At 68.7% G+C, this 18,648-nt stretch carries 13 protein-coding genes and 1 pseudogene; 6 read left to right on the top strand and 8 right to left on the bottom strand.

What is annotated here, in order from left to right:
• Nucleotides 1-62 precede the first annotated feature (62 nt).
• The 4 genes from LUX31_RS26670 to LUX31_RS26655 all read left to right on the top strand — a co-directional run bounded on the left by LUX31_RS26670 (nt 63) and on the right by LUX31_RS26655 (nt 4,523).
• Nucleotides 63-671: a TetR/AcrR family transcriptional regulator gene (locus LUX31_RS26670; protein WP_235477761.1), complete on the top strand. Its 609-nt coding sequence runs from the start codon at nt 63-65 to the stop codon at nt 669-671.
• A 72-nt stretch (nt 672-743) separates the two neighbouring features.
• The gene (locus LUX31_RS26665; RefSeq protein WP_235480063.1) at nt 744-1,883 is read left to right on the top strand and encodes an ABC transporter substrate-binding protein; all 1,140 of its coding nucleotides are present in this window, start codon (nt 744-746) and stop codon (nt 1,881-1,883) included.
• 52 nt (nt 1,884-1,935) lie between these two features.
• Nucleotides 1,936-2,370 (top strand): VOC family protein, encoded by a 435-nt coding sequence (locus tag LUX31_RS26660; protein ID WP_235477760.1) that lies wholly within the window; start codon nt 1,936-1,938, stop codon nt 2,368-2,370.
• Between the two features lie 434 nt (nt 2,371-2,804).
• Nucleotides 2,805-4,523: an ATP-binding cassette domain-containing protein gene (locus LUX31_RS26655; protein ID WP_235480062.1), complete on the top strand. Its 1,719-nt coding sequence runs from the start codon at nt 2,805-2,807 to the stop codon at nt 4,521-4,523.
• A 288-nt stretch (nt 4,524-4,811) separates the two neighbouring features.
• Here LUX31_RS26655 and LUX31_RS26650 read toward each other — a convergent pair whose 3' ends face one another.
• Together LUX31_RS26650 and LUX31_RS37975 are read right to left on the bottom strand one after the other, a co-directional pair.
• Nucleotides 4,812-6,191, bottom strand: coding sequence for an IS1380 family transposase (locus LUX31_RS26650; protein ID WP_235477757.1), 1,380 nt, complete (start codon nt 6,189-6,191; stop codon nt 4,812-4,814).
• 427 nt (nt 6,192-6,618) lie between these two features.
• Nucleotides 6,619-7,706, bottom strand: a protein-coding gene (locus LUX31_RS37975) for an IS630 family transposase (RefSeq protein ID WP_443046074.1) whose coding sequence is annotated in 2 segments (ribosomal slippage) — nt 6,619-7,236 and nt 7,239-7,706 — 1,086 coding nt in all. Because the reading frame shifts where the segments join, the coding sequence is not laid out codon by codon here.
• A gap of 246 nt (nt 7,707-7,952) precedes the next feature.
• Between LUX31_RS37975 and LUX31_RS26635 the strand changes: the two genes are divergently transcribed.
• Nucleotides 7,953-8,282: a hypothetical protein gene (locus LUX31_RS26635; RefSeq protein ID WP_235477751.1), complete on the top strand. Its 330-nt coding sequence runs from the start codon at nt 7,953-7,955 to the stop codon at nt 8,280-8,282.
• On the opposite strand, the gene LUX31_RS26630 is transcribed toward LUX31_RS26635, so the two are convergent.
• From LUX31_RS26630 to LUX31_RS26620, 3 genes are read right to left on the bottom strand one after another with little or no spacing between them, the layout of a single operon-like run.
• Nucleotides 8,279-8,938, bottom strand: coding sequence for a hypothetical protein (locus LUX31_RS26630; protein ID WP_235477749.1), 660 nt, complete (start codon nt 8,936-8,938; stop codon nt 8,279-8,281). The genes LUX31_RS26635 and LUX31_RS26630 overlap by 4 nt on opposite strands.
• Before the next feature lie 32 nt (nt 8,939-8,970).
• Nucleotides 8,971-11,964, bottom strand: a complete 2,994-nt coding sequence (locus tag LUX31_RS26625; RefSeq protein WP_235477747.1) for a transglycosylase SLT domain-containing protein — start codon at nt 11,962-11,964, stop codon at nt 8,971-8,973.
• Nucleotides 11,965-11,973: 9 nt separating this feature from the next.
• Complete coding sequence (locus LUX31_RS26620) at nt 11,974-12,504, bottom strand: DUF2690 domain-containing protein (RefSeq protein ID WP_268828266.1); 531 nt, start codon at nt 12,502-12,504, stop codon at nt 11,974-11,976.
• Between the two features lie 140 nt (nt 12,505-12,644).
• On the opposite strand from LUX31_RS26620, the pseudogene LUX31_RS26615 reads away from it, so the two are divergent.
• Nucleotides 12,645-13,839, top strand: a pseudogene (locus LUX31_RS26615) (ABC transporter transmembrane domain-containing protein); the annotation flags it as partial.
• A gap of 458 nt (nt 13,840-14,297) precedes the next feature.
• Here LUX31_RS26615 and LUX31_RS26610 read toward each other — a convergent pair.
• The 3 genes from LUX31_RS26610 to LUX31_RS26600 form a co-directional block, all read right to left on the bottom strand.
• Nucleotides 14,298-14,942, bottom strand: a complete 645-nt coding sequence (locus LUX31_RS26610) for a nucleoside deaminase (RefSeq protein WP_235477745.1) — start codon at nt 14,940-14,942, stop codon at nt 14,298-14,300.
• A 116-nt stretch (nt 14,943-15,058) separates the two neighbouring features.
• Nucleotides 15,059-17,671 (bottom strand): bifunctional FO biosynthesis protein CofGH, encoded by a 2,613-nt coding sequence (locus tag LUX31_RS26605; RefSeq protein WP_235477744.1) that lies wholly within the window; start codon nt 17,669-17,671, stop codon nt 15,059-15,061.
• A gap of 116 nt (nt 17,672-17,787) precedes the next feature.
• Nucleotides 17,788-18,633, bottom strand: a complete 846-nt coding sequence (locus tag LUX31_RS26600; protein WP_235477741.1) for an LLM class F420-dependent oxidoreductase — start codon at nt 18,631-18,633, stop codon at nt 17,788-17,790.
• Between the last annotated feature and the right edge of the window lie 15 nt (nt 18,634-18,648).

The following is an 18,648-nucleotide window of genomic DNA, read 5'->3' as shown; positions in this document are numbered from 1 at the left end:
GACCGTAGCACCTCCGGGCCGACTTTCGCACCGACCAGTACAGAAGAGGTAGGATCGACCGCATGGAGAACCAGCCGAAGGCGCCGATCGGCCGACCCAGGGGCTTCGACGCCGACGAGGCCCTCGAACGCGCCGTGCACGTCTTCTGGGAACAGGGCTACGAAGGCGCCAGCCTCACCGACCTCACCAACGCCATGGGCATCACCCGCACCAGCATGTACGCGGCCTTCGGCAACAAGGAGGAGCTGTTCCGCAAGGCGCTGGACCGCTACACCGAGGGCCCCGCCTCGTACGCGGCCCGAGCCCTGCGGGAGGTGACCGCCCGGCAGGTGGCAACGGCCTTCCTGGACGGCTCCGTCCGGGCCAGCACCCGCCCCGGCTGCCCCACCGGGTGCCTCGGCGTCCAAGGCGCCCTCGCGGTCGGCGAACCGGGACGCGGCGCCCGCGACACCCTCAGCGCCTGGCGCGACGAGGCCGTCTCCTGTCTCGGGCACCGGTTCCAACAAGCCGTCGACGAAGGCGACCTGCCCCCGGACACCGATCCCGGACTGCTCGCCCGTTACCTCATGACCGTGGCGAACGGCATCGCCGTCCAAGCCGCCGGCGGCGCCACTCGCGACGACCTCCAGCGGGTGGCCGACATGGCCCTGCGGAACTGGCCGCCCGCCTGAACCACCAGGACCCACACCCATCGGCAGATAACCGGTTGCCTGTTGGCGATGGTGGTCGATGCAATGACCGGCATGGTCACCCCGGCTCGTCCGAACGCGCCCTCAGCCGCCGCAGAGCGGACCGACGGATCACCCGTCCGTATCGGCGCTCTCGCTCCACTGACCCGACCCGGCTGGGTCGAGGCCGGTCAACACCTGCTCTCCGGGCTGGAGTTGGGCGTTCGCGACGTCAACGACTCCGGCGGTGTCGGCGGCAGACCGCTCGAGTTGGTGGTCCGGGACACCGCCGCCGATCCGCAGCGGGCCACCGCTGCCGTGGACGAGCTGACCCGACTCGGCGTCGCCGCCCTCGCCGGCGAGTACCACAGCGTCGTCGCCCGCGCCGCTGCCGAGCGGTCCGACGCCCTCGGCCTGCCGTACCTCTGCTCCTCGGCCGTACTCGACGCGCTCACCGAACAGCCGACGGACTGGGTCGCGCGGCTCTCCCCGCCGCAGTTCCGCGGCTGGCAGGTCAACGCGGACTTCCTTCTCTGCGCGGGGCATCGCCGTATCGCCGTGGCGGTCCAGCCGAGTGTGTACTGGGCATCCGGGACGCGCATCCTGCGGGACCACCTCGCTCCACGCGGCGGCAGCGTCGTCGAAATCGACATGAGCGCGCTCACGCCCGCGGACATGTGCGACGAACTGCTCCGCAGTCGTACGACAGCCCTTCTGCTGCTCGTCGGGCACCCGGAGCCCGCCGTGCCGATCGTCCAGGCCGTCCGCCGCGACCAGCGTCTCGCCGGGATCCTGATCGGTGCCCCGGCCGGGCAGCCGGAGTTCACCGAATGGGCGGCGCTGCTGGGCGAGGACGGCGCCGGGGTGCCGTTCCTGCGCTATCTGCCCGAGACCCTCACCCCACTCGGGGCACGAGTCGAGAAGGTCCTGCGCGAACGGCTGGGCTCCGCTCCCTCCTTCGTCGCCTTCGAGGGGTACGACACCGTCATCGTCCTCGCCGAACTGTTCCGTTCTCACGGCACGGGCCGACCGGCACTCCCTGCCGTAGCGTCCTGGGCGAGCGTCGCGGTCGAGGGCACCCGTGGGCGGATCCAGTTCTCCCGTACGCCGGGCAGCAGCGTGTGGCAGTGGGACCGGCCGCCCGTCCAGGTCGTCGATCGAGAGCCGGCCAAGCCCGATGAACCCGCTCGCTTTCGGATCCTGCATGCCGGGTGAGACAGCCAGGCACTACACCGAATCCCCTGAACCCCCTTGTTAAGGTGCGCCGATGTCATCGATCAGGAAGATCCAAGTCACCTTCGACTGCGCGGAGCCCGAGCGCGTCGCCCGCTTCTGGTGCGAGGTGCTGGGGTACGTCGTCCCGCCGGCCCCGGAGGGGTTCGCGACTTGGGCCGATTACGAGCACTCCCTGCCTCCCGAGCGGCAGGGTGCGGGGTACGTCTGCAGTGATCCCACGGGCGTCGGCCCGCGACTGTATTTCCAGCGCGTCCCCGAGGGCAAGGTCGTCAAGAACCGGGTGCATCTCGACGTGCGGGTCGGCACCGGGCTCGTCGGTGCAGAGCGGCTCGCCGCACTCGAAGCCGAGTGTGCGCGGCTGATCCCCCTCGGGGCGACACGTGAGCGGCTGCTGGTCGCCGACGAGTACAACGAGTCGTGCCTCGTGATGCTCGACGTCGAGGGCAACGAGTTCTGCCTCGACTGAGACCCGCCTGGGCCGCCTGGCCCGCCTGGCCCGCCTGGCCCCTCTGGCCCCCCTGCCCCACACACATCGACCCCGGCGTTTCGGCCATCCCCGGACCCGGGGTCGATCCGTGTCCCCCAAGGGTCGATGCATCGTCCACTCGGCGTGCGTCGCGCGATCGTACGGAATCCGCTCCGTCTCAAATACGTGTGTTCGATATCGCGGCTGCTTTCGTTGACCCGTGCGTCGTCAGTTCGTCTCGTTCACAACGACCGTGCAGGGGAGTGCAGTTGACATCCGTTGACGAGGACGCCAAAAACATCCGAACCGAGATTCCCCCACCGCCACCCGCAGAGATCGTCTACAGCGGCGAGCACTCGATCAACCCGCTGGGCAACGTGTCCTTCCGACAGCTGTGCGCCAAGTTGCCGTCCGTGCTGCGGGGCATCGCGCGGATGGCCTGGCAGCTCGACCGGACCGCCGTGGTCCTGCTCCTGGCCTGCCAGGTGGTCACCGGCGTGGCCGCGGCGGTCCTGCTGGCCGCCACCGGTCGTGCCATGCAGCCGATCCTGGGCGCCGGCTCCGTTTCGGACCGGCTCCACCAGGCCGTGCCCGCCCTGCTCGTGGTGGCGGGTGCCGCCGCCTGCGGAAGGGTCGCCGGCGCTGTGGCCTCGTACGCCGACCGGAGGATCACACCGCCGCTCACGACGCGCGCCGACACCGCCCTGGTCGAGGCGGTCTGCCGGGTCGAGGCCGCCGCGTACGCGCAGGACGGCTTCGCCGACCGGCAGGAAGCGGCGGAGATGGGGGTGGTGCGTACGCACGTCATGGTCAATGACGCCCAGCGGTTCATGTCGGCCCTGATCAGGATGGTCGCGGCCAGCGGAGTGCTGTCGGTGCTGCATCCGCTGCTGGTGCCGCTGCTCGTCCTGGCCGTGCTGCCCGCGGGCGTCGGCGCCGTGCTCTCCGCCCGCGTCGACTACGAGATGCACTACGCGAACGTCGCCGACCGCAACGTCCGTCACATGATGCGCTGGTGGGCCACGACACCCAAGCACGGTGACGAGGTCCGCGCCAACGGCATGACCGGCTACCTGCTGTTCTGGTACCGCGCGCTGTCCGAACGTATCGACCGACGGCTACGGGCCGTCGCCCCGCGCACCCTGGGCATCGCGCTGGTGTCCTCCCTGGTCGGCGGGCTCTTCCTCGTGCTGACCTGGGCGGCGCTCGCCTGGCTGGCCGTGACGGGGCGGATCGACCTCGCTGTCGCCGCCCTGGCCGTCGTCGCCGTGCAGACCACCCTGGCCGCGCTGTCCCAGGTCGTCGTCAACGGCGCCGCCCTCTTCCACACCAGCCTCTACCTGACCGACATGCAGGCCTTCCTCGACGACGCGGCCCAACGCGCCCCTCAGCGCGGTGAGTTGGGCGTCAGCCTCCCGGTCGAGGAGATCCGTCTCGACGAGGCGGTGTACCAGTACCCGGGCAAGGAGCGCCCCGCCGTCGACGGGGTGTCGCTCACCTTCCGCCGGGGCGAGATCGTCGGCGAGAACGGCTCGGGCAAGTCGACCCTGCTCCGCCTGATCACCGGGATCTACCTGGCCGACAAGGGGAAGGTGACCTGGAACGGGGCGGATCTGGCAGGGGTGGACCAGGATGCGGTGTGGGCGTGCACCGGACTCGTCCCGCAGCTCTTCGCGCAGTGGCCGTTGCGCGTACGGGAGAACGTGACCCTCGGCCAGCCCCGCTCCGAGGACGACGCTCCCGTGTGGGAGGCCGTCGACGCCGTGGGCATGCGCGAAGCCGTCGAGGATCTCCCGAACGGGATGGAGACCCTGCTCGCCCGCGAGGTGTTCGGCGGCGCCGAGCTGTCCGGCGGTCAGTGGCAGCGGCTGGCCTGCTCACGGGCCCTGTACCGCCTGCCGCAACTCCTGATCCTGGACGAACCGACCTCGCAGATGGACCCGCGCGGTGAGCACAAGATCTTCGAGGAGATCAAACGTGTCGCCGCCGACCGCATCACAATCGTCGTGACCCACCAGCTGGAGAACACGAAGATCGCCGACCGCGTGGTCGTGATGGAACACGGACGAGTGACCGAACAGGGCGAGTACGAGGATCTCGTCCACGCCGACGGTCTCTTCGCGGAACTCCTGCGCCTCGCCAAGGACCGGTAGGCCTCACCGAGAAACGTGTAGGTTCCGCATTCCGATGGACACTGCCCATGTGAAGTGGACAGCGATTGGGCACTTTCGCCATTCGGTGGGCACTGACTGCGGTCAGTACTCAGGTTGAACTCGTAGCCTCGATCTTTCGTGACGGTCCGCCGACGGAGTCGGCGGACCGTTTCGCTTTCGGTGGCTGAGGATGGGCAGGCCGACAGCCCGAGTGTCGTGTCGGGTGGGCGCCGGGTTCCACTTTCCCGGTGTGGTGGTGCGGATCGTTGGGGTGGTCGGTGTGGCTGGTCAGCCGGGGCTCGGCAAGGCATTGAGCCGGTCGATTGCCCGGGTGATCTCGTCGGTCCAGGGCCATCGCGCAGTGAAGCGGAGCCAGCGGCGGCGGCCGGTGCTCACGAGCTGGGCGGCGGCGCAGAACAGCCTCAGACGGAGCTTCTTGGGTTCCCAGCGGCGGGCCTCGCCGGTCAGCGCGAGCATCGGCATCCAGGCGAGGAGGTCGAGTGCGAGGGAGACGATCTCCAGCCAGATCCGGTTCTGTGCGGTGTCGTGCAGGGGCAGGTTGCGCAGGCCGGTGGCGCGGGCGCCTCGGATGCGGTCCTCACAGCGGGCCCGGCGGCGGTGACGCAGTTCGAGGTCGGCGAGCTGGCCGTCTCTTGTGTTGGTCGCGAAGCAGGTCAGCCGCAGCCCGTCAAGGTCGGTGAAGCGCAACTGGGCGCCGGGGTGCGGCCGTTCCTTGCGGACGACCAGCCGCATCCCCTTCGGCCACGTGTTCAGGTCGGGCATGTCGGTGATCTCCGCGACCCAGGTGCCGGGCCGCTCGGTGCCGCCCGCGTCATAGGCCGGTGTCCACGCCTTCTTCGGAATCTTCAGGACAGACTGGTGGAGGGCGTCGGTGATGGTCATTCCGACGGAATACGACAGCCACCGGCCGGGCCTGGAGAGCCAGTCGAGGAAGGCGTGGGTGCCGCCGGCGGAGTCGGTGCGGATCAACGTCTGCCGGCCCCGCCGTAGGTGTCGGGGCAGTTGAGCCAGGGCGAGCCGGGTGGTTTCGATGTGATCGGTGGCGGTGTTGGAGCCTGCGTTGCCGGGCCGCAGCAGGGCAGCCACTGGCTCTCCGGACCCGGCTGGGCCGTGGTCGACGAACGCCACCAGCGGGTGATGGCCGAAGGTCTTCTTCCAGGTCGGGGTGGCATCCTGCTTCTCAGAGTGCGCCAGGACCAGTACGCCGTCGATGTCCACGGTCACCTGGCCGTCGGCGGCCGGACTGTCCGCACCGGCCAACTCCCAGACCCGCGACCGTACTTCTGCCCGCGCCGACCGGATCGCGGTGAGTGTCTTCGGCCCGGCTGCGGCGAGAGCGTCGACGAGACGGGAGACCGTCGGATCGGAGGCCACCGGGCCGAACACGTCAGGCTCGGCCCGCATCATGCCGATGTCGGCCAGGCAGTCGCCGCCGAGCGCGACGGCCAGGGCCACATCCAGCAGGATCTTGCCCGGATCATGCACCGTTCGCGGCTTGCGCCACGGCGCCATTGCCGCCGATACCGCGGTGGCCAGACCGGACGTGCGGACCGTCTCGACCAGCAGCACCGCCCCGGCCTGAGAGACCGTCCCGCGGCCACCGCCCTCGACGCGGACACACGGGTACAACCCGATACGCTTACTCACCTGGAAAGTGCCTCCGACGGGCGCGGGAACGAGGGCCTAGACAATCCTCATTCTCGCAGGTCAGGGGCATTTTCCGCTCTTCTGACCAGCCGTCGGACAACGTGCTCAGGTGACTCCGCGAGGTTGGCTACGCGGATTCCATCACGCGATGGTGATGAGGCAAACGACCCTGACCGCACCCCGGGTCCCGTTCTTTACCGTGCGGGCGACCTCATCACTGCGAGCATAGACGGACACGCGACGGCGATCGGGGAGTGCTCAGGGCAAGATCGTACGCCCGCTTCACCTGAGGGGTGCTTCTCTCCTCGCACCCAACCGGACGCTCGACAAGTGCCGATGCCGCTGGTCAGGAGTACTTCTCCCAGCTGTGATCAAGTCGCGGACCGCCCAGTTCGTGAAAGCCCGAGGGTAGTGTCTGCCCGAGCGATCACCAGGGTTCGATGATCAGGCCGGTCCCGGAGAGGCAGCCGTCGATCAGGTGGGGTCTGAACTGGATCTTCTTCAGCTTGCGTTTGACGATGCGGACGAGGCCGCTGAGGTCGGGGGCGACGAAGTTGGCGATGGCGCGTTTGAGGAGCGACCACACGCCTTCGGCGGGGTTCAACTCCGGTGCGTAGGACGGCATCTGGAAGATCCGTAACCAGTCCGCGTGTTCCTCGGCGAAGGCGACGAGTTCCTTGGCGAGGTGGACGTTGAGGTTGTCCCAGCACCACACCAGTGGGGCGTGGAGCTGCTGGTGGGCGGTGATGATCAGGTCGCGGTACTCGTGCCAGGCGAACGTCTTCGGCTCGCCCTTGCGGCCGTGGTGGACGTGCAGCCGGTAGAAGAAGTGCGGGCGGCTGCCGGGCCGGTAGCAGACGGCACCGGCGATGTTGACCCGGCCGTTTCCCCGACCTCGCACCCGCACCACCGGGCGTGCTCCGCGCAGTGCCCAGGTACGGCCTTTCGGAGGCCTCAGCCCCTGGCCTGCCTCGTCCTCGAAGCAGATATAGGCGCCCAGGTTGGCCGCTGTCCTTTTAACCGCGGCCACACCTCGTCCTTCCACATCTCGATGGCCGCCTCGTCGCGCTCGATCGCGTGGCGCACCGAGACCTGGCAGGACCAGCCGTGCCGTTTCAGCAGTTTGGCCACCCCCTGGATCGTGTAGCCCTTGTGGAACAACCTGCCGATCAGCGTCTTGATCCGGCCCAGCGTCCACCGCTGGTCGTCACTGAAGCCGTGGGCCAGCGGCCCCCGCTTCAGCTCCGCCTCCAGCCGGTCCCACTCCCGCACCGACAGCCGCTCGCGCGACACTGGCCCCTTCGACTTCAGCGCGGCGATCCCGCCCTCGCGCCACACCTTGCGCCACCGCCGCACCGTCCGCTCCGTGACCCGCAGATCCGCCGCGATCAGCATGGCCTCATCACCACGCTCGAACCGCTGAGCCGCCTCCAGCCTCAGCTGTTCCCGCTTCTCCTGCTCGGCGGGCGTATACCCGCCCCGACGATCCGGTCGCTGATGCGTGGGCGGCGGCAGCCCAGCGGATGGGTCGGCACGTAGGCCGATCGCGCAGGCAGCAGGGCGGCGAATTGGCCCCAGAGTGGTTCGGTCAGCCATGGGTAACCTGCGACCTCACCCACAAGACCAAGACTGCGCATCGTCGCCCGACCCCAGCGCTGCGCACAAAGCCCGGATTCTGACGTTTCTGCAGGAGCCAGTGCCAACGAACTCGCGGAACCTACAATAGAATGCGCCTCCGGCAATCTACGCAGAAGAGGAACCGTGAAGAAGGCGCGCATATGTCTCGTATTCACGTGCATTCTCCTGGCCGCCGCATGTGGGGGAAGTGGCACGGCCGTCGACACGTCTCAACTGTCAGACCAGGAGAAGGAATGGGTCGAGTATTCCTACGCCCACGAGAAGAACGACGAGACGAAACGGGCATGGGAAGAACTGTCCGCCGAAGGCGTCAAGTCCTACCTTGAGCGGCAGCTCCCCACTCTGTGCGGGGACACTGCCTCACTCATGAAGAGCCTCAAGGAAGCCGGCTATGAAGCGGGCGAAGCCCAGGACTACAAGGAGAAGGTCGACGACCTCCTCTGCTCGCCCTAGGCCACCGCACCTCCAAGGATCCGCAGCGAGTACTTGTCGTAGGCCCGGTGCAGAACCATCACCACCGGTCCCGAGACGAGCACCCCGCTCACCACGTACTCCTTCTTGTTTCCCGTCGCGGCGACTCTCTTCTCATACAGGGAATCGGTCTCCCTTTTCGCCTGTTTCAGCCACGAAGAGGCCTTTTCGTGGTCGACTCCCGTCGCATCGAGTGCGGTGCAGGCAGCGAGGAAGCCATCGGATTGATCCGATTCATCCGTGCCGGTTCTGCACAGCAGCGACGACAGGTTCTCGCCATCGACATATCCGGCGGAGATCGTCATCCCGTTCTCGCCGCGCCCGTTGACATAGGTTCTGTTCTTTCCGTCGGGCATCTCCTGCTCGACGGGCTTGTCCAGCTTGAGCTTCCAGTCTTTCGAGAGGCCGGCGAGGAATTCCTCGCCGGTGTATCCGGCGGCCATGGTGTCCGCCGCCCCGAAGGTGGGCCGCTTGTCGCTGGTCACCGCGTGTTTCGGCAGATCGGCGGCGCGCGGCACGATCCGTGTCTTCGACGGCACCGGGCTCGGCGCCGCTGACTTCGTCAGGTCGGGCGCCGCCGTATCGGAGTCGTTGCGGGTGCAGGAGACGGCTCCCGCCGTGCCGATGACGAGAGTCATCAGGACGGCGGGAACGCGGAGGGCTGGGCGCATCACGCTCCACCGTCGACCAGGGCGCACGGGCCGGGTTCGGCGGTGCTGTACGGAACGAAGGCGATCGCGTCGAACACCACGTTGTCGTCTCCGGTGCCGGCGTCGTGGAGGTTGTCCGCCTCGATATAGCCGCCCTTCCAGAAGGAGAACGTGCCCATCTCGAACCAGGTCTCCTGGCCGTTGCTGCGGGTCGCCTGATTGACCCGGCAGTAGTCGGCCTCCGCGCCGAACGCGTTGTCGCCCGGGATGAAGCGGTACCGGACGGTCGCCTCCGCGCCGTGGCTGGGCAGGTGGAGGTAGACCTTGTAGCGCTGACCGCCGAACGTGTCCCCGGAGGGGAGGTCGGACTGGTTGACCTGCCAGCGGCCGGTGATCTTGTGGAAGTAGTCGGTGTCGGGGTAGTTGTGCGTGAAGTAGACGTGGTGGTCGTACCCGGCGCCGAGCTGGTGCAGGTCGATGGGGGCGATGTAGGGGGTGGCGCGGTAGGTGTAGTCGTCCCTCTCCATGGTGATGTTGTCACCGGTCTGGAGGGTGAACTTGCCGTCGTCGGCGCCCTCGAAGTCCCCGCATCCATAGGTGTCTTCGTGCTCGCCGAGGTCGTCGACGATGATCGCGTTGGTGTAGACGCTCGGGTGGTCGATGCACGGGCCGTGGCCGTACTTGCTCTCAAGGGCGGGCTCCGACGAGCCGAGCGTGTATCTCAGCGCCTCCGTACTGGAGTTGGCGCTGCTCTGCGAGCCGATCCAGCTCACGCTGCCGCTCCAGTAGCACGCCGAGTCCCAGCTCGGGCACGGGTCGGCCGCGTCCGGGTCGCACGCGTTGGACGAGTCGCAGAACGCGTCGAGCGGGGCGGCCGTGACGACGTTGAACGGCATGGTCGGCTTGACGTACGAGGCCACGCCGTCCCAGGTCATCTGCGGGACTTCCGCCCAGCCCAGGATCTTCTCCTGGTAGGTCCAGTCGCCGGGGTGGGAGGCGTCGTCGTAGCTGTCGCGCAGGAACGGCTGCCGGTCGGCCGGGTAGTTGGGCTTGATCGGGTTGTTGAAGTAGCCCAGGCCCACCGAACCGGAGGTGTAGACGCCGGAGTTGTAGCCCCACAGCGCCATGTACCAGTTCTCGATGTAGTCCGGGCTGCCGTTGTTCGCATTCATGCCCAGGGCCTTGAGCTGGTTCCACTTCTCGGCCAGGATGCTCAGCCCGGCTGCGATGTTCGCCGCGTAGTCGGTGGTGACGGCGCCGGCGTGCAGGGTGTCGAGCTGCTCGCCGTGGAGTTCGGACATGCCGGTCGTCACCTGGGCGATGCCGTAACCGCAGTCGGCGCTGCCCCGCCTGGGGTAGTCGTGGATGCCGTTGAGGTTGCCGTACCAGTCGGACTTGGTGACGTTGCCCGAGTCGCCGTTCACGGAGTGCCAGGACGCCTGCTTGAAGTTGGACTCCTGGGCGAGGATACCGAGCATGACCTGGGCGGGAATCTCACCTCCGCCGGTCAGACCCGGCTTGGGGAACAGGCCCTGCGGGGTGTAGGCGCCCAGGCCCGTGTCGTGCCAGTCCGCCGGGCGGGACACCGTCAGCTCTCCGTGCACGGCCTGGTCGACCGCCCACTCCACCTGGTTCGCACTGGCCTGGAGGGCCTGGCGCTTGGGGTCATTGCGCTTGACGATGCAGGGGGTTTCCATGTCCGCGAGCTTGCCGACGACCTGCGCACCGTCTCCGGACAGGCACTGTGATTCCGGGCCGCCCTCACCGCAGGTGAGCGGGTCGTCGTCATCGCCTGTGGCCGCGGCGAACGCGGCCGGGTCCAGCGACAGCGAGGAGTCCGCCTGCGGCCGCTCGCGGTCGGCGTCCACGAGGGTGCTGGCCTTCGCCCCGGTCTTGACCGCCGTAGCCTTGACGGTCAGGGATCCGACGCCCTCGTTCGACGGCGAGCCGAGGGTGCTGGTGACGCCCTTCATCTGCTCGGAGAACACCGAGTTGGTCACCAGGTGGCCCTGGCGGGAGATGCCGACGACACGGCCGTCCACCGGGTGCTTGGCGAGCCCCGGCGCCTTGCTGGTGTCGATGTCCGCCACGTCGCCGACGACCGCGTCGCCGTCGGCCAGCGGGAGGAGTTTGACGTCCCCCTTCGGGGCGCGGCCGAGTTCGGTGAAGTCCCCGCCGTCGTAACGGGAGATGACGCTGCTGTCGCCGTCGACGGTGCCGATGTCGACGGTGCCGTTCTTGGAGGCGGTCAGCGCGAACATCGGGCCCGGTACCGCGGCGAGCTTGCGGGCGGAGAGCTTCTTGCCGTTGGTCTTCAGGTCGACGAGGTTGCCGCCGAGGACGCCGACGGTGCCCTTCTGGGTGGGCGTGACGTGGGTCAGGTAGCCGTCGACGGTACGGCGGGAGGTCACCGTTCCGGTGGGCGCGTCGACCGAGATCACGGTCGTGTCGCCGACGGAGGTGTCGGTGGCCGAGCTGGAGGCGAACGCCACCTCGTCGCCCGTTCCGCAACCCGGTGTGAAGTAGGCCAGTTGGACCCGGTCGGGAACCTCGGTGACCTTGCCGTCGGAGAGCCGGATCACCGCGGCGAAGGCACCGTTGTCATACGCTCCGGGCTGGTTGGACCAGACCGACGGGGCGTAGACGGCCGCCGCGTAGTTCCCTGATCCGGTGGTGCAGACGTAGCCCGTCCAGGGGCCGACCTCGGACAGGTCCGTACGGTTGAGGCGGGCGATCTCGTAGAAGGAGAACCCGTCGCTCTCCTTCGCCGCGAGGATGTGCAGTCCCTCGGCGTCGCCGGTGGCCTGGACGATCGCGTCCGATGACGAGGCGTAGCCCGATCCGAGCTCCTTGCCGGGTGCGGAGAACATGCGGGGTGCCGTGCCGTCAGCGGCGGCCGTCTGCACCGGGGTGTCCGGGGAAGCCAGCGGGAGTAGCGCGGCGGAGGCCGCCAGCACGCTCAGGGCTATCAGCGGATTCGTGGAGAAGAATCTCCGGAGACGTCTTCTGCGCATCTTCTCCCCCTACAGCCAGTCGGTGCACGAGCCGTGCACGGTCGGGAGGCTCGCGTCGTTGTTGTTGACGATGTACCTCAGCGGCATGGGGTCGTACTGCGCGTCGACGTCGTTCCAACACGCCTTCGCCGACGTCTTCTTCCAGTTCTGCATCTTGGTGTAGGCGCCTGCCACGCCGTCGGCGAGAAGGCCCGTCGTGTCGGCTTGCTGGACGCCGCCTTCGGGATCACGTGTCGTCCACAGCGTCCCGTACACATAGTCGGGCGACGTGTCGAGATCGCGTGAGATCTTCGCCCACACCCCCTGGCACATGTACGACCACATCAGCCGTATCACGACCGACCCGTCCGGCTCGGTGACCTGCTGAAGAAGCTCGGCGTCGTCGTCACACCCCATTTCGATGGGGTCCTTGCCCGAACAGGTGGCTCGGAAGCAGCCGACCGCGGCTGCCGGGGATGCCTGAATTCCTTGGAACGCTCCGGCCAGCAGCGTCAGTGCGACCGCTGCCGGCCCCCATCTGCGTATGCCGTGCACACACATCACCTCCGTGTTGTCCGATACATGACATATCAATACATGGCAAATTCGATTGCGCCGTTCATGAGCCACCCATCAAGTTCCCGCAGGAACGCACAAACTGGTGGCGAGTTCACCAAGTCGTCTACGCAGGGGGACAACAGGTGATCGACGCGTACGAGGATCCCGGCACGCCCGACAGCCGTGGCGGCCGGCGGTATCTGTGGTGGCTGGTGCGATGTCAGCTGGGCCGGTCCGCCGCCGAGGCGGTGCTGGCCAGCGTGTGGATGGTACTGCTGGCCGCGACGCCGTGCCTGATGGCGAAGGCGATCGACGAGGGCCTGGAGCCGGGAGACTTCCCGGTCCTCGCGGGATGGTCGGCCACGCTCTTCGCGGTGGGGGCGTTCAACGCGTGGCTGAGCATCATGCGGCACCGCACGATGACCCGGGGGCGGATGGACGCCAACTTCCGCACGGTCACGGTGGTCGTCGGGCACGCGGTGCGGCTGGGTGCCGCGCTGTCGCGGCGCGCGGGGCCGGGGAGGTCGTCACGATCGGGGTGGGCGACGTGCAGACGATCAGCCAGGCCCTGACCGTGGTCGGGCCCGGGGTGGGCGCGGTCATCGCCTATCTGGCGGTCGCGGCCCTGCTGGTGTCGGTCTCGCCGCTCATCGCCGCCGTGGTGCTGCTCGGGATCCCGACGATCGTCATGCTCGTCGGCCCGCTCCTCACCCGGCTCCAGGGCACCGAGACGGAGTAGCGGGAACGCCAGGGCGCGCTCACCGCCCGCATCGCCGACCTCGCGGGCGGGCTGCGCGTCCTCAACGGCCTCGGCGGCAAAGGCCTGTTCGCCAACGCCTTCCACCGGGACTCGCAGCGCCTGCGGGCGCAGGGCTACCGCGTGGGCGCGGTGACCAAATGGGTCCAGGCCCTCGGCGTCGGCCTACCCACACTGTTCCTCGCCGTGGTGACCTGGCTCGCGGCCCGGCTGACCGCCCAAGGGGACATCACCATAGGCGAGTTGGTGTCGGTCTACGGCTATGTCGCGGTCCTGGTGGGCCCGGTGGCCTTCTGGGTCGAGTGCGGCTACCAGCTCAGCCGGGGCGTGGTGGCGGCGCGGAGGGTCGTACGCTTCCTGCGCCTGGCACCACTGGAAGACACCGGCACCCGGGACGCCCCCGCCGAACCGTCGGTACTCCACGACCCCGAGTCGGGGGTACGAGTGCTGCCGGGCCGCCTGACGGCACTGGCCGGCGCAAGCCCCGCAGACACGGCGACGGTGATCGACCGCCTGGGCAGATACACCCCGTCGACGGCGACGTGGGGCGGGTCCCGCTGGACGAGATCGCGTTGACGCGTCAGGCGGCCATCTTCTTCTTGAAGCGGATACCCCTCATGACATCTCCATCCATCGATCACCGGTAGTGGGGGGATCTTCACAGACAGGCGGATGTCATGACCATGAAGTGACGTGATCGAGACCTGCCCGGGTTCGTCACGTGGGGCCGAGGGCTCGGAGGGGTGACCGAAGTGCCAGGTTCTGCATTCCGGCTCTCCGGTCGCTGCCGCCCCGCCTCCGGCGCGAACCACTGCACGGCCTATTCGATGGGCAAGCGTCATCACCCTGGGTAACCTGCGACCTCACCCACAAGACCAAGATTGCGCATCGTCGCCCGACCCCAGCGCTGCGCACAAAGCCCGGATTCTGGCGTTTCTGCAGGAGCCAGTGCCAACGAACTCGCGGAACCTACAGAACGGTAGACCTCACCGAGAAACGGTAGGAGGAACGGTTCCCGCCCTCGGCCGGACCATGGTCATCAGGACACGTTCGCCGAGGGCGCGGCCAGAAGTTGCTCGCGCAGGCGCTGCGCCTCCTCGAACAGGGCGTTCGTGCGGTTGGCCAGCACTCCGCCCAGCAGCAGTTCCGGGGTGTAGAGGGACCGCGCGGCGGCGGCCACCTCCCTTGCGGTCAGGGCGATCTGGCTGATGTCGGTGCGGCGGATCTCGTCGATCGAGCTGGCCCAGACGACGCGCCGTAGATCCGCCCACGCCATCGCGCTCATGCACATCGAGCAGGGTTCGCCAGTGGTGTAGAGGGTGGTGTCGGCCCAGCCCTGGTTGCCGTTCCGGCGTACGTAGTCGTTCATGGCGACCACCTCGCCGTGGAACATCGGGTTGTCCGCCCCGGTGTTGACCCCGCTCCCCAGCACCTCGCCGCTGCGCGTGCCGACGATCACCGCGCCGAACGGCCAATAGGCGTTCTTCCGGGCCTGCTCGATGGCCAGCCGCATGTACCGCTCATGCGTGAACCGCTCATCCGTGCGGACCTGGCTCTCCGGAACCTCGGAGCGCGGAACCTCAGAGCGCGGAACCTCGGGGCGCGGAAGCGCGAACGGCACCGCGGCCGCCCCCGCCGCCGCACTCCCCCACCGACCCAGGAACCGACGCCTGCTCGAGTCCACACGCTTCTCCTCGCCTGATGCCGATGATGCCGATGATGTCGACCGCGTCGCACGGCAGCCGAGTCATCACAGTCATCCCAGACGGTCCCCCGTCGCGCCCGGATTCACACGCCCCCTCACTCCAACACAGGCAACAGCTCCGGCAGATGCCCGTCCGAAACAGCCGCCGCCTGCTGCCGTTCCTCCGAGACCTCCCCGTAGAGGGTGGTCCGGGGCCGGGCCGGGCGTCCCGCCGCCTCGGCCACCGCGATCAGATCCTTGACCGACTTGTACGAGCCGTACGACGACCCCGCCATCCGCGAAATCGTCTCCTCCATCAGCGTGCCGCCCAGGTCGTTCGCGCCCGAGCGGAGCATCTCCGCCGCGCCCTCGGTACCCAACTTCACCCAGCTGGTCTGGATGTTGGGGATGTGCGTGTGCAGGAGGAGGCGGGCCATGGCGATGACCGCCCGGTTGTCGCGCATCGTCGGGCCGGGGCGGGCGATGCCGGCCAGGTACACCGGCGCGTTGGTGTGGATGAAGGGGAGCGTCACGAACTCCGTGAAGCCGCCCGTCTGTTGCTGGATACGGGCCAGCGTGCGGAAGTGGCCGAGCCAGTGGCGGGGCTGGTCCACGTGGCCGTACATCATCGTCGAGGACGAGCGGATGCCCAGCTCGTGAGCCGTCGTGACGACCTCGATCCACGTCGCCGTCGGCAGCTTGCCCTTCGTCAGGACCCAGCGGACCTCGTCGTCGAGGATCTCCGCCGCCGTGCCGGGGATCGTGTCGAGGCCCGCTTCCTTCGCGGCCGTCAGCCACTCGCGGATCGACATCCCGGTGCGGGTCGCGCCGTTCACCACCTCCATCGGCGAGAAGGCGTGTACGTGCATCCCGGGCACCTTCTCCTTCACCGCGCGCGCGATGTCGAAGTACGCCGTACCCGGCAGGTCGGGGTGGATGCCGCCCTGCATACAGACCTCAACTGCCCCGACATCCCAGGCCTGTTGGGCGCGGTCCGCCACCTGGTCCAGCGACAGCGTGTACGCGTCGGCGTCCGTGCGGCGCTGGGCGAAGGCGCAGAAACGGCAGCCGGTGTAACAGACGTTGGTGAAGTTGATGTTCCGCGTGACGATGTAGGTGACGTCGTCCCCGACCGCCGACTTCCGTACGTCGTCGGCGACTTGGCACAGAGCGTCCAGCGCAGGGCCGTCCGCGTGGAAGAGCGCCAGCGCCTCGTCGTCCGTCAGGCGCGTGGGGTCGTCGGCCGCCGTCGCCAGCGCCGACCGTACGTCCGTGTCGATGCGCTCCGGGACCATCCCGGGCGCCGCCGCCTCCCGCAGGGCGCCCCAGTCGCCGTACACCTCGTCGAAGTCGTCGCGCCGGTCGGACGTACGGCCGTCGGTGTCGATCGTGGAGTGCAGATCCGTACGGCCCGACGCCACGAACACCTCCTCCGGCTCCTGCCACGGGTGCCCCTCGACGACCGCGTCCTCGCACGCGAGGCCCGACTCCGGGTCGGCCAGTGCCCGTACGTGCGGGAGGAGGCGCGGGTCCAGCCACGGCTCGCCCCGCTGCACGAACTCCGGGTACACGCAGAGGCGTTCGCGCAGTTCGAAGCCAACTGCCGCCGATTTGGCGGCCAGTTCCTCGATCTGGGGCCACGGGCGTTCCGGGTTGACGTGGTCGATGGTGAGCGGGGAGACCCCGCCCCAGTCGTCGATACCGGCGGCGATCAGGCGCTCGTACTCGGAGTCGACCAGGTTGGGCGGAGCCTGCAAGCACGCGCTGGGGCCCAGCAACAGCCTCGCCACCGCCACCGTCGCGACCAGCTCGTCCAGTTCCGCGTCCGGCATTCCGCGCATCGCGGTGTCCGGCTTGGCGCGGAAGTTCTGGATGATCAGTTCCTGGATGGAGTGGTATGCGCGGGACACGCGGCGCAGGGCGAAGAGCGACTCCGCTCGCTCCTCGTACGTCTCTCCGATGCCGATCAGGATCCCCGAAGTGAAGGGGACGGAGGACCGGCCCGCGTCCTCCAACACCCGTAGCCGTACGGCGGGTTCCTTGTCCGGGGAGCCGTAGTGCGGGCCTCCCGGCTCGGACCAGAGGCGGGTGGCCGTCGTCTCCAGCATCATGCCCATGCTCGGGGCGACGGGCTTCAGACGCTGGAAGTCGGTCCAGGACATCACCCCGGGGTTGAGGTGGGGCAGCAGGCCCGTCTCCTCCAGGATGCGGATCGAGATGGCGCGGACGTACGCGATCGTGTCGTCGTAGCCGTGCGCGTCGAGCCACTCGCGTGCCTCGGGCCAGCGGTCCTCGGGCTTGTCGCCGAGGGTGATCAGCGCTTCCTTGCAGCCGAGGGCGGCGCCGCGGCGGGCCACGTCCAGGACCTCGTCGGGGGACATGAACATGCCGTGTCCGGCCCGGCGGAGCTTGCCGGGCACGGTCACGAAGGTGCAGTAGTGGCACTTGTCACGGCAGAGGCGGGTGAGGGGGATGAAGACGCTCTTCGAGTACGTGATGACGCCGGGGCGGCCCGCCGCCTCCAGGCCGGCGTTCCGGACGCGGGCCGCGGACGCCGTGAGGTCGTCGAGGGCCTCGCCGCGGGCCTGGAGCAGCACGGCCGCCTCGCCGACGTCGAGGGCGACGCCGTCACGGGCGCGTTTCAGGGCGCGACGCATGGAGTTCTCGGTCGGGCCGGTGGCGCCGGGGCGCTCGGTGGGGCCGGTTCCGGAGGTCTCGGGAGTCGTCATCCTTCGAGCATACGATCGATGTGATCAGGTCTTACAGGGACCGCCCTGTCCGTTCGGGCGGCCGAACGTTACAGGGCGGCACTGGCGAGACCACGTAGACCTATAGCCCTACAGCCCTACAGATAGTCCGCGTACCCGTCCAGCAGGCTCAGCGCCTCCGCCTCACCGACCGGCGGCAGCTGCACCACGGCCTCCTCGATCCCGAGGTCGGCGTAGTGCGCGAGCTTGCCCGGGGTGGGCTGGATGGCGTACGGGACGACCTGGAGGGCGGCCGGGTCGCGGCCCGCGTCCGCCCACACCGACCGCAGCACGGGCAGCGACTCGGTCAGGCCGCGCCCGCCGATCGGCAGCCAGCCGTCGGCGTACTCGCTGATGTGCGCGAACAGTTTCGGCCCCGCCGTGCCGCCGATCAGGGTGCGGGGGCCGACGACCGGCCCGCGCGGCTTCTGCACCGGCTTGGGATACGCCGTACTCGCCCGCACACTCCCGAACTCGCCCTCGTACGCGGTCGGTTCGTCCGACCACAGGGCGCGCATCAGCGCCATCCGGTCGCGGATCAGCGCGCGCCGCGTACGCCACTCGACACCATGGTCGGCGGCTTCCTCTACGTTCCAGCCGTAGCCGAGGCCGAGGGTGAAACGGCCGCCGGAGAGGTGGTCGAGGGTCGCGATCTGCTTGGCGAGGTCGATCGGGTCGTGCTGGGCGACGAGCGTGATGCCCGTGCCGAGGGCGAGCCGCTCGGTGACGGCGGCGGCCTGGCCGAGCGCGACGAAGGGGTCGAGCGTACGGCCGTACTCGGGCGGCAGGTCGCCGCCCGCCGGGTACGGGGTGGTCCGCTCGACCGGGATGTGCGTGTGCTCGGGCAGGTACAGCCCGGCGAACCCGCGCTGTTCCAGCTCACGGGCGAGGCGGGTCGGGGTGATCGTCTCGTCGGTGAGGAAGATCGTGACGGCTAGGCGCATATCCATATCTGTACC

The organism is Streptomyces sp. GQFP (genome assembly GCF_021545335.1).
Classification (GTDB): Bacteria; Actinomycetota; Actinomycetes; order Streptomycetales; family Streptomycetaceae; genus Streptomyces.
The sequence above is the reverse complement of the archived record's forward strand: the minus strand, read 5'-3'. Positions and strand labels throughout refer to the sequence as shown.